This window comes from Desulfuromonas soudanensis (assembly GCF_001278055.1).
In the GTDB taxonomy this organism is placed as follows: Bacteria; Desulfobacterota; Desulfuromonadia; order Desulfuromonadales; family WTL; genus Deferrimonas; species Deferrimonas soudanensis.
Genome location: NZ_CP010802.1, coordinates 2,939,856 through 2,962,500, shown reverse-complemented (window position 1 = coordinate 2,962,500; position 22,645 = coordinate 2,939,856). Strand labels below are relative to the sequence as shown.

The following is a 22,645-nucleotide window of genomic DNA, read 5'->3' as shown; positions in this document are numbered from 1 at the left end:
CTGGACATGAATCGAGCGGGCGACCAACTCCTTGCCGGTGCCGTTTTCTCCGGTAATCAGGACCCATCCGGAGGTCGGAGCGGCCATGGCGATCTGCTCCTTGAGTTGCAGGATCGGCCCGCTGGTGCCGATCATCTCATATTCCTTGGCCAGCTTGGCCTTGAGGGAGCGATTTTCTTCCACCAGCTGCCCGACCTTCATGGCATTCTGAATGGCAAGGAGGACCTTCTCCAGGGACAGGGGCTTTTCGATGAAATCGAAGGCTCCGAGCTTGGTGGCCTTGACCGCCGTTTCAATGGTGCCGTGGCCGCTCATCATCACGACCAGCTGGTCGGGAGACGTACTGCGGATGCGGCGAAGCGCTTCAATGCCGTCGATCCCCGGCATCCAGATGTCGAGGAGCACAAGGTCCGGGTTCTCTTCGCGGACGAGAGCGACTCCTTCTTCCCCGTTCTCGGCAAAGAGAGTCCTGAACCCTTCGTCCTGCAGAATCCCCTTGAGGCTCTCACGGATACTTTTTTCGTCGTCAATAATCAGTATATTTTTCATTTCTTCCCTTGCCGGATCGTCAGGCCTGCAAATTGTCGCCGTTCACCGGAAGTTCGACTATGAACCTGGTCCCCTTCGGGTGGTTGTCCTTGACACGAATGTAGCCATTGTGGTCGGAAATTATCGTTGAGACAATGGCAAGGCCGAGACCGGTTCCAGCTTTCTTGGTGGAAAAATACGGCTCGAACAGGCGTGGTTTGTCTTCTGGCGGGATGCCGCAGCCGTTATCGGCCACGGAAAATGTGACCATCTGCATGTCGGGGTTGTAATTCGATTCGACCTCGATGGTCCCCTCTTCGTCGATGGCAGCGACGGCATTTTCGATCAGATTGATAAAAACCCGTTTGACCTGGTCACGATCGAGGCTGAAAACCGGGATGGCAGGATCGGGACTGAAGGAAAAATTGATCTCCTTGTGCCCTTCCTGATACAGGATCAAGGCCTCGCCGATGATTTCATTGAGGTTGTTGGGGGTCGGGTTGCTTGCCGGAAGGCGGGCGAAATTGGAGAATTCGTTGACGAGGTTCTTCAGTTCGTCCACCTGCTTGATAATCATCATGGTGCATTCGTCAAAGACCAGGTCGTCTTCGCCGAAGCGGTCCAGATAACGCCGACGCAACCGTTGGGCAGACAACTGGATCGGCGTCAGGGGGTTTTTGATTTCATGGGCAATACGCCGGGCAACTTCGCGCCAGGCCGCCATGCGCTGGGCTTTCAGCAGCTGAGTCAGATCGTCGAATACCACGACGGTTCCCATGAACTCTCCCGTTTCGTCCCTCAATGTGGTGACGTTGACCAGGAGAGTCACCTTGCTGTCCTGGACCGGAATGGTGACCTGCTTGCGAATGGAATCCTTGCCTGAGTCGAGCAGGTCCTTGAGGAAATCCTTGATCAGCGGCAAGTGCTCGTTACTGACCACCGTACGGAAATTCTTACCGATGACCTTTCCGGGTTTGATGCGCAAGAGCTTTTCCGCCGATTTGTTGATGGTGGTGATGTTCCCCTGCTTGTCCACCGAGATGACTCCGGCCGTGACATTTTTGAGGACGATCTCCATGTACCGCCGCCGCTGGTCGAGTTCGAAGTTGGAACTTTGCAGTTCACGGTTGGCTTCCCTGATCGTCTGCTGTCCGTTGCGCAGGTCGGCGGTCATCTGGTTGAAGGCATCGACAAGGGTACCGATTTCGTCGTCGCTGCGTACGTCGATGCGCACGTCGAGGTCTCCGGCCGCTATGCGGTTGGTCGCCATCGCCAGTTCCTGAATCGGGACCGTAATCCCCCGGGCGAGGTGGAACCCGAACCATGTGGCGAGAAAGATAATCACCAGGGCAATCAGGAGCAGGACAATGACGTAACCTTTTTTGATCTTTTTCTTGAGTAGTTTGGTCTCTTTGTATTGTTCGAAGGAGGTGGAAATCTCCTTCATCTTGTTGACCAGAGAGTAGGGGACGTAGTAGTTGACCACCATGACCCCCACCACATCATTGGGGTTCCAATTGGAATAGATCGGAACGATGCCTCTGATCAGGTCGGCACGCCCGATCGGGGTGATGCGTGTAAAGCGGTTACCCTGGAGGGCCTCGCGAATATTGTCCGATCCGGGGTCAGTAAATTCTGCAATCGGGACCTGCGGGTTGGCGGCACGGACCAGCTCTTCGAGTGTCGAGGAGAAGACCTCCACTATTCCGAGATTGTATTCCTGCTGTTTCAGCTTGATGAGTTCTCGGAGGGCCGGTAGATTTTCCTGGTTGAGAAGCTTATTCTCCTTGGCAATTCGCGCCAACTGTTCTGCATAATAGAGGGCGTTGGCGGCGGAGTTTTTGTAGTACGTCTGGGCAACTTCAAGGGATTCCTGCAGGGAGGATTCGATCTGGGAGTTGAACCAGTTTTCAATGGAGTTGGTGATGAATCCCGCCGAGACGAAGAAGAGAAGCATGGTCGGAACCAGGGAGAGGGCGATGAAGGCAATAACCAGCTTGCTGCGCAGGCGCGCCCCCGGAGTCCCCCGGCGTCGTTCGAGAATCAGTTTGAAAAGATTGCGGAAAATAAGAAACAGAAAGAGGATGATAAGAAGGATGTTGACGTTGATCAACGCCATCACCAGAATGCTGTTCGACTGGGGGAACTTGGAGGTCAGTTCGAAAAGCTGTGTTTCAAAGCGGGAAAAGATGACGACCAGAACAACGATGAAAAAGATCAGGATCCATTCCCGTTTGCGTTTCCGGCTTTCCGTTTTTTCCGTTTGGATGGGTGGAGTATCTGAAGTCATGCATTGTCTCGTGAGTCAAAGGCTAAATACCCAATAATAGGCTGATAACGATGGTTATTGCAAGGCGCAAGGATCGTTTTTGCATAAAAAAAGGCAGCCTCAGGCTGCCTTTTTTTCTTGATGATCAGGGGACTCAGGCCTTGGAGAAGGCCAGTTCCGAGGCGTAGGCCGGCGATTCATTCTGCAGGGACAGGCACAGATCGTCTTCGGTGAATTCCACCAGCTTCCAGCTGTCGGGTGTGGAGAGAATTTTTTCCACCATCTTGTGATTGATGTCATGCCCGGCCTTGAAGGCCTTGATGTGGCCGAGGATTGGGAAGCCCAGGAGACTGAAATCACCGACGGCATCGAGGATCTTGTGGCGGACAAACTCATCAGGGAAGCGAAGCCCCTCGGGGTTGAGAATGGCGTTTTCGTCGATGACAATGGCGTTTTCCATGGACCCCCCGCGGGCGAGACCGTTGGCTTTGAGGAACTCAACTTCCTTGAGAAAGCCGAAGGTGCGTGCGGCACTGATCTCTTTGCGAAAGGTCTCAGGTGTGACCTTGACTGTACGATTTTGCAGAGAAATACAGGGGTGATCAAAGGCGATATCGTAGGTAATGCGGAAGAAGCGCGAGGGGATGATGGTGAGCCGTTTTTCCCCCTCGATCAGGGTAATCGGCTTGCGAATAGAGAGATACTTCCGGCACCGGGGGAGGCTGCGGATGCCGGCCTTCTGGATGAGTTCCACGAAGGGGGCGGCGCTGCCGTCCATGATGGGGATTTCCGGTCCGTCAATGTCGATGTTCAGGTTGTCGATACCGCAGGCGGTCAGGGCGGCCAAAATGTGCTCTACGGTGGAAACGCTCAGGCCGCCCTTGCCGATAACGGTGGCCAGACGGGTGTCGACCACATTGGCGGAGATGGCCTCGATGGAAACGGTCCTGTCGCCTTCGGAGCGGTGAAAAACAATCCCCGTCTTTGCTTCGGCGGGTCGCAGGGTCATATTGATTCGTTGGCCCGAATGGAGGCCGATGCCGGAGATGAAAACAGAGTGAGCGATGGTGCATTGATAAATCATGGCGGAAACATCCTCCCGGGAAACGGCATTTAATATTTAGATATTTACAAAGAATGCAAATAATGTGCCCGCTATTTGTGTATTTTTAAGTACTTGAAAATGCGTTGGAAAGTCGGCTGCGGCATGATGCTTCGAGGGGATGTGTTGAAAATGTGCAAGGCAGGTTGTGGTGTGCGGACCACAGGAGGGGAGGGGGATGCGGCTACAGCCGTCCCGAGCGAAGGATGGCGATTGCCAGCCAGAGGCCGAGAAAAGCGGCAATGGAGTAGCCGAGAAAACCGAGAACGGGAAAGCCAAAAATGAGGGGACCCTTTTCCGTCTGCATGATCAGCGAGGAGCCGACGATCAGTGCCGCGATCAACAGGCTGAAAGAGAGACGGTTGCTCGATTTGTCGAGGTCGGTGATCAGCCTGTCGAGGCCGCGGTGTTCGAGATCAATCTTGAATTTGTTGCGGTTGACGCGGTTGATGAATTCCTTGAGGTCCCGGGGGAGATTTTTTGCCAGGGCGCCATAGGCCTGAACGGTGCGAACCATCTCCCGGGATATGCTGGCCGGAGTCACCCGGTCGGAAAGGAGGGTTTCCATGAAGGGCTTGAGGTGGGAAATCATGTTGAACTCGGGGTCGAGCTGCCGTCCGATCCCTTCTATCGTGACCAACGCCTTGGCGAGCAGCATCAGGTCGGAGGGGAATTTGATCCGGTAACAGCTGAGTATTTCTATGAATTCGGTGAGCATTCGCCCGGCATTGATCTCCTGGAGGGGAATCTCGTAATAGTCGTCGATAAATTCAGAAAGATCGCGTCTCAGGTTCCTTGTGTCGATTTCGTCGGTCAGGTCGCCGGAGTAGAGGAGCAAGGTGATGACCTTTTCGACGTCCCGCTGCAGGATCGCCATCAGCAGGTCGACCAGCTGGAACTTGAGATTCTCGTCGATCCGTCCGACCATGCCGAAGTCGAGGAAACAGACCCTGTTCCCTTCGAGGATGAAGATGTTGCCTGGATGGGGGTCGCCGTGGAAAAACCCGTGGATCAGGACCTGCTTGAGGATGGCATTGGCGCCGTTGCGGGCGATGGTCTGCGGATCGAGCCCCGCCTCGAGGAGACGCGGCAAGTCAGTGATTTTGATCCCTTCCACCAGTTCCATGGCCAGAACCGTCTCGCCCGTGTAGTCCCAATAGACCCGGGGTATGTGGACGGTCGGGTCATCGGCAAAATTGGCGGAAAAGCGATCGATGGTGTGTCCTTCCCGGATGAAGTCCATCTCCCGGTGCAGGGTGCGGCGAAACTCCTTGACGATGCCGATGGGGTCGTAGATTTCCTCGGTGGCGATGTGCTTTTCGATGAGGTAGGCCAGACCCATCAGGATGTCGAGGTCGGTTTCGACGACTTTCTCGATTCCGGGGCGGCGAATCTTGATGACGACTTCCTCGCCGCTGTGCAGACGGCCGCGGTGAACCTGGGCAATGGAGGCAGCGGCGATGGGGAGGGGGGAGAATTCGGCGAAAAGTTCGTGCGCCGGATAGCCGAGTTCGCGTTCCAGTTGCGCCAGAATTTCCGGGAGGGGCCCGGACGGAACGGTGTCCTGGAGTTTGCCGAATTCGTCGGCATACTCCCGGGGGATGACGTCGGGGCGGGTCGAAAGGATCTGCCCGAACTTGATGAACGTCGGTCCCAGCTCTTCCAGCGCCAGGCGCAGGCGCACCGGCTGGGTGAGGCGCTCGATCTCCTTGGGAGCACTGCCGAGGGTGACAATGCGGCGTCCGAGCTCAAGGTAGTAGTTGATATTGAGCTGCTCGATAACGTGGCCGAAGCCGTATTTGATCAGGATTCCGAGGATGTCACGGTAACGCCGGATAGAGCGGATATTGCGGTTGATCCGCGAAAAGGTCAGCATGAAATGAGGCCAGTGGTCGGGGGATTACTTCCCCGCCTCCTTGAGCTGCTTTTCCAAATGTTGAACCTTCTTTCGCACCTTGTCGAATTCATCCCGGGTCACGAGGCCGAGGCGCTCGCAAGCGGCCACGACCTCGTTCTGGGCAACCTCCTGGAGTTTTTTCTGGTTGTCCCGGGCCGTCTGTTGCAGCTTGTCGAAAAGTTCTCTCCCTTTTTCCTCGCTGAGGTTGAACTGGCTGCGCAGGTCGCTTATGAGGTCTTCGGCCTTTTTCTGGGTGAGGGAGATGGCACCGATGCCGGCCAGCATGGTTTTTTCGATGAGCTCAATCATCTTTACCTCCTGGTAAGTGTTTGTCATTTTAAGTAGTTAAAGAGTACCACACCCCTTCGGTCTTTCAATCCACCTCGACAAGGCGACGGATCTTCTCTATCTGGCGGTGGGTCGCCTCTTCGCCGGCGCGAATCGCCTCCTCGGCGCGGTTGAATTCGAGGAGTGTCAGTGCGCCGAGTTCCGGGCGGATAAGGACATCGATATCGTTGGACTCCAGGCGCAGGTCGTTGATCTGGTTTTCCATGATGGCAACGCTCTGGGCACAGACCTTGAAAATCCCCGGCGGCTTGCGCTCTCCCCGGTCTTCCGGGGTATTGTTGAACGGCCAAAGGTCCCTCAGTAGTCTCTCCACCCCCTTGGGAGTGAAGCGCCCCCGTAGCGGTTGCGCTGTCGGAATTTCTTCTGAGGGTAGGGGGATGTAGGTTTCTCTCCGTGATCGGTTCATGGCCGGGATGGCACAAACGCCGATCACGACGTCTGCACCCAGCGCGCGAACGACATCGGCGGGGATGGGGTTGCAGAGTCCGCCGTCGACCAGGAAGCGGTTGCCGAAGCGGACCGGTGTGAAGATTCCGGGGAAGGCCACCGCCGCCCGCAGGGCTTCGAGAAGGTTCCCCTGTCTGATCGTGAGCGCCTCGCCGGTCTCCACGTCGGTGGCGACCAGTGCCATGGGAATCGTCAACTCCTCGAAGGTCCGCACCGGCAGGAGTTCGGAAATGAATCGGGCGACTTTTTTGCCGTCGATGAGTCCGGACGTCGGGAAAATCGGGTCGACAAGGCGAACCAACTGCCGCCAGTCGACGCCGCAGGCGACCCGTTCGATTTCGGCGGCGGTGATCCCCGCCGCGTACAGGGCGCCGATCAGGGCGCCGATGGAGGTCCCGGCGATGAAATCGATGCGCACCCCTTCGGCATCGAGGGCCTTGAGGACCCCGATGTGGGCCAGGCCGCGGGCGGCACCGCTCCCCAGGGCCAATCCGAGGCTGTAACGGTCTCTTTTCAAATGATCTCCAGGAAAACGCCGTGCTGATCCCCCCGGTGTTCAATCGGGACCCCGTCAGCCTGGCCATTATAGAGGGCGGGTCGGCCCTTGGCAAGAGCCGACCGGGCGAAGTGGGGGGGCGGCAAATCCAGAGGAAGATGGAAAGGGGCTGGCCGGGAGGTGAGGGGCGATGTCCCCCGGAAAAGGGTCTTTCCGGGAAAACCTGCAGAGAATGGACGGGCAGCCCCCTTGAAGGAACCCTCCTGCCTCCGATGGCAGGTCGGCAGAGACGAGAAATTTTTTCCGATACTTCGGTCAGTTTCTATGGCTCGGGGAGTAACGATCCCTCTCCGAATAGATGCAGCCGCAGTACTGCTGGCGGTAGAGGCCCATGGCCTTGGATGTGTCGATCCCCTCGCGCCAACCGGAGCGAAAGTCCTGGTAGGCGAAGCTGATGCCGTGCTCACAGGCCAGGGCTTCGCCGATCTCCCGAATCCGCTCGTGCTGCTGATACCGGGAGTAGAGGAGGCTGGTGGTGAAACCGTCGAACCCTTCTGCGGCGGCGGTGCGGGCCGTCTCCTCCAGTCGCGAGCGGTAGCAGTAGTCGCAACGCCAGTCGGGCTTGTCGGCGACATTGCGCAGGAATTCATCGAGGAAATACTCCTGGCGGTAGTCCATTGGGAGTTCGACCTTCCCGGCATATTCCCGGACCGTATCGAGGCGGCGTCGAAATTCCTGGTAGGGGTGGATGTTCGGGTTGAAGAAGAGACCGCTGACGATGTGATTCTGCTGGCGCAGGACCTTGACCGGAATGATGGCGCAGTTGGCGCAGCAAACATGAATGAGGAGTTTCATTGAGCCCGTCCTTTGTCGTCCCATCGGACGTCCTGAAAGAGTCGATGCCGGCATTTTAGCAGCTCACGGAGGAAAAACAAAGGGTCTAAGGGGCCACCAGATCCCAGGCCGGGATGGGGAGCGAGGCCCAGACGCGTTCCGCCATGGCGTTTGCTGCCCGGGGTTCGGCTATCCTGCGGTGCGCCTGCTGGACCAGGGCGCGGTGCAGATTCCGCAGGTCCGTCAGGTAGCGTTCGAGAATCTCCTCTGTCAGTTGCCGGTCGCAGGGGAGGGCGATGTGGGTGCGGCCGTCGCAGGAGGCCAGGACAAGGGCCCGCGCGGTTTCCCTCCCCTCGACTTCGACGGCCGTCCCCTGGGGGTCGTAGAGAGTCAATCGTTCGAAGAACTCGTCGCCGATGACCAGGGGACCGGCGATGGCAAATTCCTGAAGCTTGGGCCGGTAATGATCATAGAGATACTGTTCGGGGAAACGCGGCAGGCCGTCGACGAAGATGTCCCGGATGAGCTCCTCGGCCAGATCAGGCGAATTTGCCGACCCCGCGGCAGGTGGCGGGAGGGGAACTGATTTGCCGGCCTGGGGGAGCGGGGGCCTCAGGAGCGGATCCGTTCCGAGCCACAGGGCCAATTCGGCATCGAGAACGGCGGTGCTCGGGAGCGGGTCGCCGTCCGACCAGGGAAGGAGGCGCAGATTTTTCAGGGTTTCGGTGGCAGGGAGGGGGAGCCCCTGCTGCAGGGCGTTTTCCCTGAGAAGCGCCCGGCGCGGCAGGGGCTGTCCTCCGCTTACGATCTGCCAGAGGAGGCGGCCGAGGGAGGACCGGGAGAAGAGAAAGACCTCTCTCTCCCAGGGCGTCGGCCAAGTCGCCGCCGAGGGGATGGCGAGGTCTCCCTCGTTGATCAGGGAAAGGATTTCCGTCGGCAGGTCGAGGGTCAAAGGATAGATGGCAGGATGGCTTCCCTGGAGGGCATGGCTGGGGATGGTCCGGGTTTCCGTAGGGCCTGTCAGGATCGTCAGGGCCTCACCCGGGGGCGTTTTGCTCAGCCGGATGCGCAGCCCCCCCTCGGGACGGCGGGCCAGGATGGCGAGGGTGAATTGTGCGCCCAATACGTCGAGGAGGGGGGTGCGGAAGTCGGCGCACAGCCAGTCGGGAGTATGGAGGTCGATCCGGCCACCCTCGGCGGCAAGGCCGAGGAGGTAGAGGAACTCATACCCCCAAAGGGGGGTGCCGGGTGGAAGGAGAAAACGTCGGCTCGGCCAGGAGCGGCGGAGATGGGCCGTCAGGATCCTGCGCTCACCGGAGCTTGGGATGCGGCTGGTGCCCAGGGTTCCGTAAATCCTGGCAGGATGGTCTACTGCGCCGAGGGAAAAGATGTCGCCGGCGAGGGCCAGGGCCGGGGGAAGGTCGGCCAGAAACCGGAGGAGGGCAGTGTAGGCGAGAATGGCCGCCGGCGCCACCTCGATCAGCGATTCCCTTCGGCGGAAAGGAAGGGTCGAATTGATGGTTAAAACAGGCGCCGCCACCGAATCGTCGGTCTCCGGTGGCCTTGCCCCCCCAAGGAGGCTCCCCTGGTGGGCCAGGAGGAGCTGCAGGGCCTCGGCTCCCCGCTCGGGGATTGCGTCGAGTCGGAGTTGGCTGAGTCGGCGGAAGAGGTGGTGAAAGCGGACGGCACTCTCGGCCGGCAGGGCGATCTCGTCCTCTGCCGCCCCCAGGGCGGCCCGCAGGTCCTCCGGGAGGGTGTCAAGGGCGAAGTGCATGGCTCTCTCCAGTCCCTCCGGTTGAACGGTGGCGGGGAGCCGGTCGAGAAGAACGAGGGCGATGAGCCGACACAGGGTCAGGGTCCCCTTGCTGTCGGCCAGAGCCCCGGCCGAAAGGGGTGGGGTCCGGTGCTGTTCACTCCGGCGAATCTGGCAGGCCTCGGCCAGAAAGGGGGCGGAAGCCTGCAGGGTGGCCAGGGAGAGGTTGGCCAGATAATGGGACGAAAGCTGATCGGGAGGGACGGCGCCGACGACCGACAGGATTTTCAGCTCCTCCAGAACGCCGTGCAGCGTTTCCTGAAATCCTTCGGCGCTTTCGGTGCCGGAGGCGGACAGAGGGATGGTTTTGAAACGGACAACGGCCTGTTGGCGAATTTCCCAGATGACCAGTTCCCGCGGCGCCCAGGCGACAAAGTGCCGCAGGCCCAGGGCATGGGCGCAGTGGATTCCGGCGTCGAGTCCCTGATCCGCCTCTTTCGGAGGGAAGAGGATGAACCCCCCGGCCATGAAGCTGTCGCGATTGATCCAGAAGACCAGGGGGGGGGAAAGGGGCCCGCCCGGGGTAAGGATCTCCGGAAGGACCTCGACCTTGCGGAAGGGCAACCGTCCCTGATGGATAGCTGCTTCGGCCCAATGAGCGAATTGACGGCAGAGGAGGAGAAGGGTTTCCTGGTTCATGAAGTATGGCTGTCTGGAGGAATTGGTGAAAAAAGCTTCGCCACCGGAGGGTGGTGCAGGCGGAGCAAGTTAAAAGAGGCCGTCACATCGACGGCCCCAGGGGGGGAATCAGCAGGGCTAGAGCTCAATTGCCCCCATTGGCAGAACCCTAACACAGCTCTTTTCCTGTGCCAAAGCAATTTTCCTCGAACGGGGTCATTTGGTGCGCTTCTCGATTTCGATCATCAGGTTTTTGAGCTTCTCCTGGTCGGCCTGGAGCTGGTTGTTTTTCTGCATGAGCTGGTCGTAGTCGCGACGGCAACGGGTCTTGTCCTGCTGCAGCTTGGCAAGGCGCTGGCTCTGCTCCTTCATCATGTCGAGGAGGGCTCGTGCCTCTGCGTTCCACGGGCTATCGGGGTAATCCTTGCGCAACGTTTCGAATGCCGGTGATTTGCCGCCCTCGGCGACTTCATGTACCCCCTGAATAAAAAGGGTCGTTGCCGTGTCGGCGGTTCGAGTATCAAGTCTGTTCACCGCAGCGCAGCCGCCGGTGAGCAACAGGGTCAGGATGAGGATCAGGATGGGCATCGTTGCAACTTTTTCCGGCGGTTGACAAGGTAATTGCTTCCGGGAAGTCCTTTGAGATGTTCTTTCATCTTAGCACATTCCTGGCTGATGGAAAACGGCGAGGGTTCCTCCAGGTTGTCCGAGGGGATAATGGCAATCGATATGGTCAGCAGGGGGAATTTGCGCTCCACATCGAAGCGATCCTTCCCCATGAAATAGCCGGTGAGGCGGTCTTCCTCCGAATAGAGACCCGGAGCCATGGAATCGAAACGTCCGATGAGCTCTTTGGCGATCGGTTCGGCGTGTTCGGGGGTGGTCAGAACGACGTAGTCGTCGCCACCGATATGGCCGACCATATCTTCGGAGGTCCCTGCCGTGGCGACGGCGGCAAGGATCAGATCGCCGACCAGAGCCAGGGCTTCGCTCCCCGCCTTGTAGCCGTAGCGGTCCCCGAAGGCCTTGAAATTGTCCAGATCGATGTACATGTGGGCAAAGGGCTGTCCGAGGCTGATGCGGGCCTGGAGCTCCCGGTCGATGGCCAGATTGCCCGGGAGGTGGGTCAGGGGGTTGGCATCGAGGCGCAGCTGCTCCAGTTCGCGGAGCTTTCGCCCCATAAGGGCGAATTCCCGGGCCAGGTTACCGAACTCATCCTCTCCGGAGACGTCGAGGTGGTGCTCGAACTCGCCGGCAGCGATCTCCTTTGTCGCCCGGACCAGGGAGGCCACCGACTTGTGAATGCTGAAAATGACGGCCAATGCCGAGGGTGCCGAAAGGGCGATCCCGAAAAAAGCGAGGAGCAGGGTGACTCGGTAGGCGTCGGCGCTCTCGGCGCTGAAATCGGAGAGGGAGGCGTCGATGGTCTCCTGCTGGGTTGCGGTCAGCTGGTCGAGAGTGGCCAGGAGCGAACTGCGCAGCGGCGCCAGAATTTCAGTGGAGAAGGATTCGGCCTTGCGCCAGGATCGCGCCCCCAGAAGCTCCCGAAGGTGGGCGCCCTCGTCATGGCAGCGGTCCATTTGCGGGGAAAGGCGGGCGGCAATGATCGGCAGCTCCAGCCCTGAGAGGGCTCCCCAGAGGTCTTTTCTCTCGTTTTGCCGCCGGTCCGCCAGTTCGAGGAGACCCGGATCCTGAAGAATCAGGTACTGCTTCTCCAGGCTTTCCTGGGCAAGGATGTTCTGGCGCAGGGCGCGGAGCAGGTTGAGGGCCTTGAAATCGACGGCCACCAGGTGCTGGGAACGGGCGGTCTGCGTATGGAGGCTCCCCAGGGCATAGATGATCGCCACCAGGCTGAAGATGGTCACCAGGAGGTAGACGGCGATGATTTTCCGGGTCACGGTATATCGGGGCATTGCCATGGATTTCCTTTGGTCGTGCTGCGCCGCGCCGGCAGGGTCTTCCATCGGCCCCTGCTCCGAGTCAGGGAAAGAGAAGGGGTTCTGCTCCCGGCAAGGGGGACCGGTCAAAATGACGATAGGCCAGTGGGGTGGCCACCCGCCCCCTTGGCGTCCGGTTCAGATACCCCTGCTGGAGGAGAAAAGGCTCAATGACATCCTCGATGGTCTCCTTTTCTTCGCCGATGGAAGCCGCCAGGGTTTCGAGGCCGACAGGCCCGCCGGCAAACTTGTCGATGAGGGTGAGCAGAAGCCGCCGATCCATGTGGTCGAACCCGCAGTGGTCGACCTCGAGACGGGTGAGTGCCAGATCGGCCAGGAGCGGATCGATGGTTCCGTTCCCCTTGATCTGGGCGAAATCCCGCACCCGGCGCAGCAGGCGGTTGGCGATGCGGGGCGTCCCGCGACTGCGACGGGCGATCTCGGCCCCCCCCTCATCTTCCACGGGGATCCCGAGAATGCCGGCACTCCGCCTGACAATGGTTGCCAGTTCCTCCTCGGTGTAAAATTCCAGGCGGCAGATCACCCCGAAGCGGTCCCGCAGGGGGGAGGAGAGGAGTCCGGCGCGGGTGGTGGCGCCGATGAGAGTGAATCGGGGGATATCGAGTTTGATAATGCGCGCCGAAGGCCCCTGGCCGATCATGATGTCGAGTTGGTAGTCCTCCATGGCGGGATAGAGGATTTCTTCGACGACGGGGGAGAGGCGGTGGATTTCGTCGATAAAAAGGACATCCCCCTCCTCGAGATTGGTGAGGATGGCCGCCAGGTCTCCGGGTTTTTCGATCACCGGACCCGAGGTGCTCTTGATGCTGACGCCCATTTCGCTGGCGATGATGTTGGCCAGGGTCGTCTTGCCGAGACCCGGAGGGCCGTAAAAGAGGAGATGGTCGAGAGCCTCGCCCCGCTTTCGCGCCGCGTCGATGAAAACCTGGAGATTTTCCTTGGCCCGGACCTGTCCGACATAGTCGTTGAGAAATCGCGGACGCAGCGAGGGGTCGAAGCGGTCATCGTCGCCGTTGCCGGCTGCCGTGATCAGTCGTTCGGTCATCGATGCGGCTCCGGATGAGGGGAAAAAGAGTCGGGGGCCCGGGATTGCGGCGTCACTTGGCCAGCACTTTCAAGGCACCCTTGAGAATCTCTTCCAGTCCGGCGCCGGGGGAGATCTCCAGGGTCTCGAGGACCTTCCTCGCCAGCCCCTCCTTGTAGCCGAGATTGGTCAGGGCCGAAAGGATGTCCTCCATCGGGGCGTTCTCGCCCTTGCCGTCTCCGGCCCGGGCCGCTCCGGGGGGAGCCCCGGCGGTGCGTACGACCTTTTCCCGCAACTCCAGGATCAGCCGCTCGGCGGTCTTCTTGCCGATCCCCGGCAGGGTCGCCAGGCGTTTGGCGTCCCCTTCGGCCAATGCCGTTCTCAGGGCTGCGGTGGGTATGTGGGAGAGGATATTGAGAGCCAGTTTGGGTCCGACTCCCGAGATGGTGATCAGGAGAAGGAACATCGCCTTCTCGTCGTCGGTGAAAAAACCGAAGAGATGGATGGCGTCTTCCCTCACGTGGGTATGCACATGCAGGCGGACTGTCCCGTCATCGGGGAGGGCATAGTAGGTCGAAAGGGGGATGTGCAGCCGATATCCGACTCCGCCGACATCGACGATGATGTGGTCAATGGACTTGTAGGCGACTTCTCCGGTGAGCAGGGAGATCATGGCAGGGACTCGCGCACTGGTCTAGGGGTGAGGACGGGGACGAACCGCCGATTGCAAACGCTGGGAGAGCCCGTGGCTGTGGGCGTGGCAGATGGCCACGGCCAGGGCGTCGGAGGCGTCCTCCTGGGCGATCTCCGGGAGTTTCATGAGCGTTCGCACCATCTGCTGGACCTGATCCTTGCTGGCCCGGCCGTAGCCGACCACCGCGCCTTTGACCTGCAGGGCCGTGTATTCGGCGATCGGCAGTCCGGCGTTGACTCCGGCCAGGAGGGCGACGCCACGGGCATGGCCGAGTTTGAGGGCCGAGAGGGCATTTTTGGCGACGAAGATCTGCTCGACGGCCAGGGCCACGGGGGCGTAGCGCTCGATGACCCGGCAGAGTTCATCGTGAATGGTTTTGAGCCGGAGCGCCAGGTCGTCGCCGCGGCGGGTGGTAATCGCTCCGTTGTCGATATGCAGGAGGCGGTTTCCCCGTTGTTCCACGAGGCCATATCCGGTGATCCTGCTGCCGGGGTCGATGCCGAGAATTATCATGCTTCGCCTTCCGGGAAACGGCGTCGAATAGTGCGAAGAGGCGTCCCGGGGGGTCACCCCATGTGCTGGTCCATGTCGGCGTCGGAGATGTCGAAGTTGGCATAGACGTTCTGTACGTCATCGTTGTCTTCGAGCTTGTCCATCATCTTGATCATCTGCTCCGCCTGCTTCCCCTCCAGGGGGACCATGATCTGGGGGATCATGGTGACTTCGGCGTTTTCCCATTTGAGATCCCGGGCCGACAGAGCGTCCCGGACGTCGATGAAACTGGCGGGGTCGGTGATGACCTCGTAGGCATCACCTTCATCCTTGACGTCCTCGGCTCCGGCTTCCAGCGCCGCTTCGAAAATGGCGTCGAAATCCTGGTCATTGGCAAAAGAGATCAGTCCTTTGCGGTCGAAAAGAAAGGAGACCGAACCGGTGACGCCGAGGCTGCCGTTGTGTTTGGTGAAGATATGCCGTACATCGGCGACGGTGCGGGTGCGGTTGTCCGTCATGAATTCGACGATCACCGCGACTCCGCCGGGGCCATAGCCTTCGAAAGATCCTTCTTCGTAGCTGACCCCGTCGAGCCCTCCACTCCCCTTCTTTATGGCCCGATCGATGGTGTCCTTGGGCATGTTCTCACCCTTGGCCTTGTCGACGGCGGTGCGCAGCCGGGCGTTGGACTCGAGTTCGGCGCCGCCAATTTTGGCGGCAACGGTGATTTCCTTGATGAGTTTCGTAAATATTTTTCCGCGCTTGGCGTCCTGGGCCCCTTTGCGGTGTTTGATATTCGCCCATTTGCTGTGACCTGACATGCTCAGCCTTCTCCTTTTCCGATCTTTGGTGCCCTGATAGGTCTCTGGAAACGGTGCAATGCTATCATGGAAATCCGCCTGCGGACAAGAGTTTTCCCGGATTCCACCCGTGGCCAACAAAGAAAGCCGACCCGGGGGTCGGCTTTCTTTGTTGGCCTCTTAAGTCCTTCTATCGGTCCGTCTCAGAGCTCTCGGGGGTTGGAGCGGTAGGGGCGTATATCCAGTTCGTTGATGATGCCGCTGACCCCCTCCACCTGGCGGGTGGTCTTGAGAACCTCCAGCCGCTGCGCCTCGCTGTGGACGTGCCCTTCGAGAGTCACCTTGCCGTCGGTGACGGAGATATGAAAATGGTACTGGTGCAGTCCCTCAATTATCCTGTTGGACAAAAGGCGGGTTTCAACCTTCTTGCGGATGATCAGGTCCTGGAGAAACTTCTTCGAAGCGTCTTTCTGCTCGGTCAGGTTCTTGTCTTTGACGGCCTCGGAGATCAGCTTGAGAGCCGTTTCCTCGCTGAGCCGGGAGGTGTTGATGACCACGTCGTACTGGAGGGGGTCCTGCCAGTCCCGGTCGAAATAGTATTTGATGAATCCCGCCCGCTGCTGGTCGCTTTTGCGCACCAGGACTCTTGCCAGGTCGGGATCGAGCCACTCCCTCTCGGCCCACCGCTCGACCCGCTCTTCGAAGGGGGCGGTAATCCTGACCCGCAGCACGCTGCTGACCCCCTTGAGGAGATCCTGCCCTCCGCGGCCGTAGATGATGACGTTCCCCTTGAGGGCGTATTCCAGGATGATCAGTTCGATCTGGTGGTAGTCGGCCTCGGTCTGGGCATCGACCGTATCGACGAAGGCCGGCGGCTTTTCATCCACCTTCTCCACCGCTTCGGGGGTCAGACCGTAATCGGGGGCCACCTTCTTGATGGCTTCGCCGTCGACGAGGGTGTAGCCGAGTTTTTCCGCTGCCTTGTGGACGATCGGAATTCCAGCACTCCCCATTTCCCGCGAGATGGTTATGATTGCCATGTCTCTCCTCTTTGCGTGGTCAATGTCGCCAAGGTCTGCGGAAATTCTAGCAATCCGGCTTGACCTTGACAAGAATTTAAATGGAGCCGGCAGTCCGGTCCGGGGCAGGAAGAGAAAACCCCGGGCCGGAGGGGCTCAGTAGACCGGCTTGTAGTCGAAAAAATGTTTGGATTCCACGAATCGAACGGTGCGGCTCTTGGAGCGCATGACGATGGAATGGGTTTCGGCACCGCCGGCGGTGTAACGGACCCCCCGCAGCAATTCGCCGTTGGTGACGCCGGTGGCGGCGAAAAAGACGTCCCCCCGGGCCATGTCCTCGGCGGAATAGATGCGGTCGAAGTCGTCGATCCCCATGGTCTTTGCCCGGTCACGCTCTTCTTTGGTCATGAAGACCAGGCGCCCCTGCATGTCGCCGCCCATGCATTTAAGGGCGGCTGCGGCCAGTACCCCCTCGGGAGCCCCGCCGATCCCCATCAGCAGGTCGACACCGCTGCCGTCGACGGCGGCGGCAATGGCCGGAGCCACGTCGCCGTCGGGGATGAGGTGGATGCGGGCGCCTGCCTTGCGCACTTCCTGGATCATCTTCTCGTGGCGGGGACGGTCGAGAATGACCACCGTAAGGTCTTCGACGTAGCACCCTTTGGCCTCGGCGACACGTTTGAGATTTTCCGTCGGGGAGACGTTGATGTCGATGACTCCCTTGGCCGAAGGGCCGACGACGATCTTGTCCATGTACATGTCGGGGGCGTGGAGGAACCCCCCCCGGGGCGCCATGGCGATGGTGGTGATCGAGCCGTTGGTCCCCTTGGCGCAGATATTGGTCCCTTCCAGGGGGTCGACGGCGATGTCGACTTCCGGAGCGCTGCCGTTCCCGACTTTCTCGCCGATATAGAGCATGGGCGCCTCGTCCATCTCCCCCTCGCCGATGACCACCGTGCCGTCGATGCCGATGGAGTCGAGGGTGCGTCGCATGGCCGTGGTGGCTGCCTCGTCGGCTGCCATTTTTTCGCCCTTGCCGACCCAGCGGCCGCAGGCCAGAGCCGCCGCCTCGGTGACCCTTACCAGTTCTAAAGCCAGATTGCGATCCATGTACTATCTCCTTGTGGCGCATGCCGAACGATTAATGATCGGGCATGATGGCATGATTTAGTGGCAAAAACAAGTTTTTGGGCTGGTCGAGATATGCGGAAATGGATATAGTGGCTCTACTCACAGGATGAATGTCGACGAAGGGAGAAGGGGGAAGCAAATGGGGTCTGGACGATGGATGCTGGCGGTTTTGTTGTTGTGCGTATTTTCGCTCCCTGCCCAGGCAGGCGAGGTGCGCAATATCTCTCCGGTGCAGGCCCGGGATCTGGTGACCGGGGATGCGCGGGTGTTTCTCCTCGATGTCCGGACGCCCGAGGAATATCGCCAGGTGCGCATCGCCGGTGCGCACCTGATCCCCATCGATGCCCTGGTGCGCCGCATCGGCGAGATCCCCGCCGACCGGCCTCTTCTGGTTTACTGCGCCGTCGGCTCGCGCAGCGATCAGGTGGCCGGTTACCTCGCCAGACGGGGGTACGGCGAGGTCTACAATATGGTCGGAGGGGTGATGGGGTGGCAATTGCGCGGTCTGCCGGTGATTCAGGGCGGGCCCTAGCCATGGGAGGGTGAGAATGAGAGATTTTTTCCTCTGGGGGCACCGCGGCGCCGCCGGGGTGGCGCCGGAAAACACCCTGACGTCCTTTCGCGCCGCGGAAGAGGCCGGAGCCGACGGCATCGAGCTCGACGTTCACCTGAGCCGGGACGGGGTCCCGGTGGTGATTCACGATGACACCCTCGAGCGCACCACCGACGGCCGCGGCGCGGTGAACCGGCAGACGCTCGCCGAACTGCGCCGTCTCGATGCCGGCCGCTGGTTCGCCCCGTCCTTCGCCGGCGAACGGCTCCCCACCCTCGAAGAGGTTTTGGCCTGGTCGGCAGAGCGCCTGCGGGTCAATATCGAAATCAAGAGTGCCGTCGCCGGGGCGGCCGTCCTTGCGCTTCTGGCCGCCTATCCCCGGGCCCGGGTCCTCGTCTCTTCCTTCGACCACAGCCTCCTGGAGAGGCTGCGGCCAGAGGCGGCAGATCTCCCGCTCGGCTTTCTGGCCGAATCCCGGTTCTGGCGCCGGGGACTGCAAAGGGCGGCCGCCTGCGGGGCCGAGAGTTTTCATCCCCGGGTCGATCTCGTTTCCCCCTCCATGGTGGATGCCTGCCGCAAACAGGGCCTGGTCCTCTATCCCTGGACCGTCGACGATCCGGTCGTTGCCGGGCGGCTGCGGCGCCTCGGGGCGGCCGGGGTCTTCACCAACGACCCCCTGAGGATTCGCCGTGCCCTCTCCTGATTTTCCCACCCGCGGATAAAAAAACCCGCGCACGGCAGGGGGCGTGCGCGGGGTTTTTTTAGTTTTCCTTGCCGGTCAAAACGCCCCTGGCACTCTCCTCCTCAGGCCGGGCCATCCAAACCGGAATCTCTCAAGGATTGAAACCCAGCAAGCCGGGAGCCCCTCGGGGAAGGGGGGCGTTTGTCCCCTTTTTTCAGTAGTGGTCGTTGGCGGCAACTGATCGTTTTTCTTCCGGTGGCGCGGCGCTGTTGTCGTAGTGGTAGAGGTCGCCGCGGTAATTTTTCAGGACGACGTCGCTGCCGAGGTTCTGCAGATACTCGGGGAGCAAGGGGATCTTGCCGCCGCCGCCGGGAGCGTCGATGACGTAGGCCGGAACCGCCATCCCCGAAGTGTGGCCGCGCAGCGACTGGATCACCGCCAGCCCCTCCTCGACGCTGGTGCGGAAGTGGTTTGTTCCCTGGACCATGTCGGCCTGATATATGTAATAAGGCTTGACCCGGATCGTCAGCAGCTTCTGCATCAGAGCCTTCATCACCTCCGGGTCGTCGTTGACTCCCCGCAGCAGAACGCTCTGGTTCCCCAGGGGGATGCCGACGTCGGCCAGACGGGCGCAGGCTTTGGCGGCGGTTTCCGTCACTTCGTCCGGGTGGTTGAAGTGGGTGTTGAGATAGAGCGGATGATAGCGGCGCAGCATCCGGACGAGCGCCGGGGTGATCCGCTGCGGAAGGACCACCGGAACGCGGCTGCCGATGCGGATGATTTCCACCGTCGGTATGGCGCGCAGCCCCTTGAGGATCGCATCGAGGCGATCGTCGCTCAGGAGGAGGGGGTCTCCCCCGGAGAGGATCACGTCGCGGATTTCCGGGTGAGAGCGGATGTAGTCGAGCCCGCCGTCGATGCTCTTCTGGTCGATCACCATGTTCTCGCCGCCGACCTTGCGCTTGCGGGTGCAGAAGCGACAGTACATGGCGCACTCGGAGCAGACCAGAAAGAGCGCCCGGTCCGGATAACGGTGCACGAGGTTGGGGACCGGGCTCTGGTTCTCCTCGTTGAGCGGATCGACGGGGCAGACCGCGTCGTGCAGCTCCTCCTCGGAGGGGATCGCCTGGCGCCAGATGGGGTCGCCGACGCTGCGGATCAGGCCGAGGTAGTAGGGGTTGATCCGCATCGGATAGCGCTCGGCCACCGCCTCGAGGGGGCGGGGGTCGATGCCGAAGCGGCGGGTGACTTCAGAGGGGCGGGTGATGCTTGCCTGCAGGAGCTTTTGCCAGATCTCCATCCTCTTTTACTCCTCCTTCCCATGGGAAAAGCGTTTGACATAGGTGATGCGGTCATCACCGGGTTTGTAAAAATCGCGGATCCGCGATTCCTCCAGGTAGCCTCCCTTATCGTAGAAGCGCCGGGTCCTCTCGTACCCCCCCTGGGAGGAGGTCTCCAGGCAGACGATCCGGGCGCCCCGGGATCGGGCGTCTTCCTCGGCGTGGGCCATCAATTGCCTGCCGATGCCGCTCCCCTGTACGGCGGGATCGGTGGCGATCCAGTAGATATCAAAGTTCCCCTCGGTCAGGGGGACGGGACCGTAGAGGATGTAGCCAATGGGCGCTCCCTCCTCCCCGGCGACGGCGACGATATAGTCCTTCTGTTCCGGATCGTCGAGAACGATCTGCAGGAGTTCGACGGCGCAGTCGATTTCGGCATCGGTAAAGGCGCCGGTGGCGCGGAGCACGCCCGTGAGTCCGGGAAGGTCTCCCCGGTTAAGGTTTCGCATGAGCGGTCTCCTTGCGCTTGAGGGCCATCTGCAGGATGCGGTCGATCAGCTGTTTGTAGCTAATCCCGGCCTGATCGGCCGCCCGGGCCAGGCCGGCATCGGGGGAGATGTCGGGGTTGGCGTTGATCTCGAGGATGTAGGGGACGCCGTCCCGAAGGCGGATGTCCACCCGGGCGTAATCCCGGCACTCGAGGATCTTGTAGGCGCGCAGCGCCACGTCCTTGACCAGGATTTCCTCTTTGCCCTTCAGCGGCGCCGGGCAGACCGGGACCGTCGCCGCGAATTCGGCGGATTCTTCCCGCCATTTGCCGTCGTAGCTGACGATGGAGTGGCGCAGGCCGGGAGCGAAACGGATTTCCGAGAGGGGGAGGGCCTCAAAGGGTGCGTTGCCGAGGACGGCGGCATTGATTTCGCGGCCGACGATGAATTCCTCGACCAGCGCCCCCTGGCGGTAGGTGCGGTGGACATAGTCGATGCGCCGTTTCAGGTCCCGTTCGTTGTCGACGATGCTGTCGGCGCCGATGCCGAGGGAGGCGTCCTCGAAGCGCGGCTTGACGATCAGGGGGTAGGCCAGATCCCGGATCCGCAGGAACTGCTCGCCGAGCTTGACCAGGGTGTATTTGGGGGTCGGCAGGCCGTGGCGCAGGAGGAGGTCCTTGGTCCGGGCCTTGTCCTGGGTCAATCCCAGGCAGAGGGGAGAGGCCCCGGTGCAGGGATAGTCGAGGAGGTCGAAGAGGGCAGCGACGTGCATCTCCTTGCGGCTGTTCCCCCAGAACCCTTCGCAGAGATTGAAGACGGCGTCGGGGCGCAGGGCGCGCAACTCCTCGATGGTGACGGAGATATCGGACCCCAGGGGGACGAGTTGAGCACTGTGGCCGAGTTCGCGTAACGCCTTCTGGACGGAACGGGCCTCGATTTCGGCGCCCTCCTCGGAGATGCGGTCTCCCGCTTCTCCCTTGAGGAGCTGGGGCGGAACCAGGTTAAAGCAGACTGCGACGTTCATTTATTCCCCCTTGACCAAGATTCAACCGATCACAGGCTGCGTCGGCGACGCTGAGAATCATCTCCCGGTAGGAGAGTCCGGCGGCCCGGGCCGCCTTGGGGAAACAGCTGTTCTGTTCCGGGCGGGGGAGGATGCCGGGGAGGGGGTTGAGTTCGATGATGTTCGGTCGCCCCTCGGCGTCGAGGCGCACATCGATCCGGCACCAGTCCTGGCAGCCGAGGGCGTTGAAGGTGCGGCGGCAGAGTTCTTCGATCTGTTTTTGCAGCAGGGGCTCAAGGGGTGCAGGACAGGAGAAGATTTCCAGAGGGGCCTCTTCCTGGTCCCAGATCCACTTGGCTTCGTAGGAGTAGATGGGGTTGACCCCCGGAGGGAGGGTGCCGAGATTGAGTTCAACGATGGGGAGGACGCGGAGTGCTGCGCCGTTGCCGATGAGGGCGACGGTAAATTCCCGGCCGGGAAGGAATTCTTCCACCAGGGCCGGCTGGCGGTAGGTGTCGAGGACCCATTCGGTCTGGCGGACCAGCTCGCGGCGGTTATGCACCAGGGCCTTGTCCGTGACCCCTTTGCTCGACCCTTCGAGGGTCGGCTTGACCATCAGGGGGTAGCGCAGGCGGCCGGGGAGCTGTGCCGGCGACGCGACGACGCAAAAGCGTGCGGTGGGAATGCGGTGATAGGAGAGGATTTCCTTGGTGCGCCGCTTGTCAAGGCAGATTCCCAGGGTGACCGGGTCGCTCCCCGTGTAGGGGACCCCCAGCATGTCGAGCATGGCGGGGATCTGCGCCTCGCGGCTGGAGCCGTAGAGACCTTCGGCGATGTTGAAGACCAGTTCGGGACGGAGCTGCCGCAGGGTGGCGAAGGCCTCGAGATCGGCTTCGACGAGGGTGACCTCGTGGCAACTGGCCAACGCGTCTTCCACGGCCCGGATGGTATGGATATCATCCCATTCGGCGTAGAGGTCTTCGGCGGGGGAAGAGGGAGGTTCGGACGGATCGGCGGAAACAGGCTGTTCCTGTTCGCCGGCGGATTCCGCCCGCAAATTGAAGGTGAGAGCGATGCGCATGATTAACCCCTTTTTAAAAGCCTGACGTTGCACGGGTTCCCCGCAGGGAATGGGGACTTCGTTCTGTCGGTCCGGGTAGCCTGGCGGC

At 60.8% G+C, this 22,645-nt stretch carries 22 protein-coding genes (1 of these 22 running past the window's edge); 2 read left to right on the top strand and 20 right to left on the bottom strand.

The window, feature by feature from the left end; all coding sequences use genetic code 11:
* From DSOUD_RS13300 to glpX, 16 genes are all read right to left on the bottom strand, one after another.
* On the bottom strand, positions 1-549 hold the start of the coding sequence (locus tag DSOUD_RS13300; RefSeq protein WP_053551471.1) for a sigma-54-dependent transcriptional regulator. The gene continues 819 nt to the left of window position 1, outside the view; 549 of the gene's 1,368 nt are visible here — the first part of the coding sequence; the start codon lies at positions 547-549; the stop codon falls past the left edge of the window.
* Between the two features lie 19 nt (positions 550-568).
* Positions 569-2,818, bottom strand: a complete 2,250-nt coding sequence (locus DSOUD_RS13295) for a sensor histidine kinase (RefSeq protein WP_053551470.1) — start codon at positions 2,816-2,818, stop codon at positions 569-571.
* Positions 2,819-2,951: 133 nt separating this feature from the next.
* Positions 2,952-3,881, bottom strand: coding sequence for a UDP-3-O-acyl-N-acetylglucosamine deacetylase (gene lpxC / locus DSOUD_RS13290; protein WP_053551469.1), 930 nt, complete (start codon positions 3,879-3,881; stop codon positions 2,952-2,954).
* A gap of 202 nt (positions 3,882-4,083) precedes the next feature.
* Positions 4,084-5,775 (bottom strand): ABC1 kinase family protein, encoded by a 1,692-nt coding sequence (locus DSOUD_RS13285; RefSeq protein ID WP_053551468.1) that lies wholly within the window; start codon positions 5,773-5,775, stop codon positions 4,084-4,086.
* A gap of 24 nt (positions 5,776-5,799) precedes the next feature.
* Entirely contained in the window at positions 5,800-6,105 is a 306-nt protein-coding gene (locus DSOUD_RS13280; RefSeq protein ID WP_053551467.1) for a phasin family protein, read from the bottom strand.
* 64 nt (positions 6,106-6,169) lie between these two features.
* Complete coding sequence (locus DSOUD_RS13275) at positions 6,170-7,108, bottom strand: patatin-like phospholipase family protein (protein WP_053551466.1); 939 nt, start codon at positions 7,106-7,108, stop codon at positions 6,170-6,172.
* Between the two features lie 294 nt (positions 7,109-7,402).
* Positions 7,403-7,942 (bottom strand): epoxyqueuosine reductase QueH, encoded by a 540-nt coding sequence (locus DSOUD_RS13270; protein WP_053551465.1) that lies wholly within the window; start codon positions 7,940-7,942, stop codon positions 7,403-7,405.
* Positions 7,943-8,027: 85 nt separating this feature from the next.
* Positions 8,028-10,373: a hypothetical protein gene (locus tag DSOUD_RS13265; RefSeq protein WP_157671874.1), complete on the bottom strand. Its 2,346-nt coding sequence runs from the start codon at positions 10,371-10,373 to the stop codon at positions 8,028-8,030.
* A gap of 195 nt (positions 10,374-10,568) precedes the next feature.
* Entirely contained in the window at positions 10,569-10,940 is a 372-nt protein-coding gene (locus DSOUD_RS13260) for a hypothetical protein (protein ID WP_053551463.1), read from the bottom strand.
* Positions 10,928-12,265: a diguanylate cyclase domain-containing protein gene (locus DSOUD_RS13255; protein ID WP_053551462.1), complete on the bottom strand. Its 1,338-nt coding sequence runs from the start codon at positions 12,263-12,265 to the stop codon at positions 10,928-10,930. The genes DSOUD_RS13260 and DSOUD_RS13255 overlap by 13 nt, the downstream gene beginning before the upstream one ends.
* A gap of 67 nt (positions 12,266-12,332) precedes the next feature.
* Complete coding sequence (gene ruvB, locus DSOUD_RS13250) at positions 12,333-13,355, bottom strand: Holliday junction branch migration DNA helicase RuvB (protein WP_053551461.1); 1,023 nt, start codon at positions 13,353-13,355, stop codon at positions 12,333-12,335.
* 52 nt (positions 13,356-13,407) lie between these two features.
* The gene (ruvA, locus tag DSOUD_RS13245) at positions 13,408-14,007 is read right to left on the bottom strand and encodes a Holliday junction branch migration protein RuvA (protein ID WP_053551460.1); all 600 of its coding nucleotides are present in this window, start codon (positions 14,005-14,007) and stop codon (positions 13,408-13,410) included.
* A 21-nt stretch (positions 14,008-14,028) separates the two neighbouring features.
* Positions 14,029-14,541: a crossover junction endodeoxyribonuclease RuvC gene (gene ruvC / locus DSOUD_RS13240; protein WP_053551459.1), complete on the bottom strand. Its 513-nt coding sequence runs from the start codon at positions 14,539-14,541 to the stop codon at positions 14,029-14,031.
* A 53-nt stretch (positions 14,542-14,594) separates the two neighbouring features.
* Positions 14,595-15,341: a YebC/PmpR family DNA-binding transcriptional regulator gene (locus DSOUD_RS13235; RefSeq protein ID WP_053551458.1), complete on the bottom strand. Its 747-nt coding sequence runs from the start codon at positions 15,339-15,341 to the stop codon at positions 14,595-14,597.
* 182 nt (positions 15,342-15,523) lie between these two features.
* Positions 15,524-16,360: a cytidylate kinase family protein gene (locus DSOUD_RS13230; protein WP_053551457.1), complete on the bottom strand. Its 837-nt coding sequence runs from the start codon at positions 16,358-16,360 to the stop codon at positions 15,524-15,526.
* A 135-nt stretch (positions 16,361-16,495) separates the two neighbouring features.
* Positions 16,496-17,449 (bottom strand): class II fructose-bisphosphatase, encoded by a 954-nt coding sequence (gene glpX / locus DSOUD_RS13225; protein ID WP_053551456.1) that lies wholly within the window; start codon positions 17,447-17,449, stop codon positions 16,496-16,498.
* A gap of 160 nt (positions 17,450-17,609) precedes the next feature.
* On the opposite strand from glpX, the gene DSOUD_RS13220 reads away from it, so the two are divergent.
* Both DSOUD_RS13220 and DSOUD_RS13215 read left to right on the top strand, forming a co-directional pair.
* Positions 17,610-18,002: a rhodanese-like domain-containing protein gene (locus tag DSOUD_RS13220; protein WP_053551455.1), complete on the top strand. Its 393-nt coding sequence runs from the start codon at positions 17,610-17,612 to the stop codon at positions 18,000-18,002.
* A gap of 16 nt (positions 18,003-18,018) precedes the next feature.
* Positions 18,019-18,726, top strand: a complete 708-nt coding sequence (locus DSOUD_RS13215) for a glycerophosphodiester phosphodiesterase (RefSeq protein WP_053551454.1) — start codon at positions 18,019-18,021, stop codon at positions 18,724-18,726.
* A 193-nt stretch (positions 18,727-18,919) separates the two neighbouring features.
* Here the strand turns inward: DSOUD_RS13215 and DSOUD_RS13210 are convergent, their stop codons facing one another.
* From DSOUD_RS13210 to DSOUD_RS13195, 4 genes are read right to left on the bottom strand one after another with little or no spacing between them, the layout of a single operon-like run.
* Positions 18,920-20,005 (bottom strand): KamA family radical SAM protein, encoded by a 1,086-nt coding sequence (locus DSOUD_RS13210; RefSeq protein ID WP_053551453.1) that lies wholly within the window; start codon positions 20,003-20,005, stop codon positions 18,920-18,922.
* A gap of 6 nt (positions 20,006-20,011) precedes the next feature.
* Entirely contained in the window at positions 20,012-20,494 is a 483-nt protein-coding gene (locus DSOUD_RS13205) for a GNAT family N-acetyltransferase (RefSeq protein WP_082351277.1), read from the bottom strand.
* On the bottom strand, positions 20,481-21,497 hold the full coding sequence (locus DSOUD_RS13200; protein ID WP_053551452.1) for a D-alanine--D-alanine ligase family protein: 1,017 nt from the start codon (positions 21,495-21,497) through the stop codon (positions 20,481-20,483). The genes DSOUD_RS13205 and DSOUD_RS13200 overlap by 14 nt, the downstream gene beginning before the upstream one ends.
* Positions 21,475-22,557 (bottom strand): D-alanine--D-alanine ligase family protein, encoded by a 1,083-nt coding sequence (locus DSOUD_RS13195; protein ID WP_053551451.1) that lies wholly within the window; start codon positions 22,555-22,557, stop codon positions 21,475-21,477. The genes DSOUD_RS13200 and DSOUD_RS13195 overlap by 23 nt, the downstream gene beginning before the upstream one ends.
* Positions 22,558-22,645: the final 88 nt, after the last annotated feature.

Excerpts from the sequence above, each read along its gene's own strand:
- DSOUD_RS13295 (WP_053551470.1), bottom strand. The coding sequence starts at position 2,818 with ATGACTTCAGATACTCCACCCATCCAAACGGAAAAAACGGAAAGCCGG.
- lpxC (WP_053551469.1), bottom strand. The coding sequence starts at position 3,881 with ATGATTTATCAATGCACCATCGCTCACTCTGTTTTCATCTCCGGCATC.
- DSOUD_RS13285 (WP_053551468.1), bottom strand. The coding sequence starts at position 5,775 with ATGCTGACCTTTTCGCGGATCAACCGCAATATCCGCTCTATCCGGCGT.
- DSOUD_RS13280 (WP_053551467.1), bottom strand. The coding sequence starts at position 6,105 with ATGATTGAGCTCATCGAAAAAACCATGCTGGCCGGCATCGGTGCCATC.
- DSOUD_RS13270 (WP_053551465.1), bottom strand. The coding sequence starts at position 7,942 with ATGAAACTCCTCATTCATGTTTGCTGCGCCAACTGCGCCATCATTCCG.
- DSOUD_RS13265 (WP_157671874.1), bottom strand. The coding sequence starts at position 10,373 with ATGAACCAGGAAACCCTTCTCCTCCTCTGCCGTCAATTCGCTCATTGG.
- DSOUD_RS13260 (WP_053551463.1), bottom strand. The coding sequence starts at position 10,940 with ATGCCCATCCTGATCCTCATCCTGACCCTGTTGCTCACCGGCGGCTGC.
- DSOUD_RS13255 (WP_053551462.1), bottom strand. The coding sequence starts at position 12,265 with ATGCCCCGATATACCGTGACCCGGAAAATCATCGCCGTCTACCTCCTG.
- ruvB (WP_053551461.1), bottom strand. The coding sequence starts at position 13,355 with ATGACCGAACGACTGATCACGGCAGCCGGCAACGGCGACGATGACCGC.
- ruvA (WP_053551460.1), bottom strand. The coding sequence starts at position 14,007 with ATGATCTCCCTGCTCACCGGAGAAGTCGCCTACAAGTCCATTGACCAC.
- ruvC (WP_053551459.1), bottom strand. The coding sequence starts at position 14,541 with ATGATAATTCTCGGCATCGACCCCGGCAGCAGGATCACCGGATATGGC.
- DSOUD_RS13235 (WP_053551458.1), bottom strand. The coding sequence starts at position 15,341 with ATGTCAGGTCACAGCAAATGGGCGAATATCAAACACCGCAAAGGGGCC.
- DSOUD_RS13230 (WP_053551457.1), bottom strand. The coding sequence starts at position 16,360 with ATGGCAATCATAACCATCTCGCGGGAAATGGGGAGTGCTGGAATTCCG.
- glpX (WP_053551456.1), bottom strand. The coding sequence starts at position 17,449 with ATGGATCGCAATCTGGCTTTAGAACTGGTAAGGGTCACCGAGGCGGCG.
- DSOUD_RS13220 (WP_053551455.1), top strand. The coding sequence starts at position 17,610 with ATGGGGTCTGGACGATGGATGCTGGCGGTTTTGTTGTTGTGCGTATTT.
- DSOUD_RS13215 (WP_053551454.1), top strand. The coding sequence starts at position 18,019 with ATGAGAGATTTTTTCCTCTGGGGGCACCGCGGCGCCGCCGGGGTGGCG.
- DSOUD_RS13210 (WP_053551453.1), bottom strand. The coding sequence starts at position 20,005 with ATGGAGATCTGGCAAAAGCTCCTGCAGGCAAGCATCACCCGCCCCTCT.
- DSOUD_RS13205 (WP_082351277.1), bottom strand. The coding sequence starts at position 20,494 with ATGCGAAACCTTAACCGGGGAGACCTTCCCGGACTCACGGGCGTGCTC.
- DSOUD_RS13200 (WP_053551452.1), bottom strand. The coding sequence starts at position 21,497 with ATGAACGTCGCAGTCTGCTTTAACCTGGTTCCGCCCCAGCTCCTCAAG.
- DSOUD_RS13195 (WP_053551451.1), bottom strand. The coding sequence starts at position 22,557 with ATGCGCATCGCTCTCACCTTCAATTTGCGGGCGGAATCCGCCGGCGAA.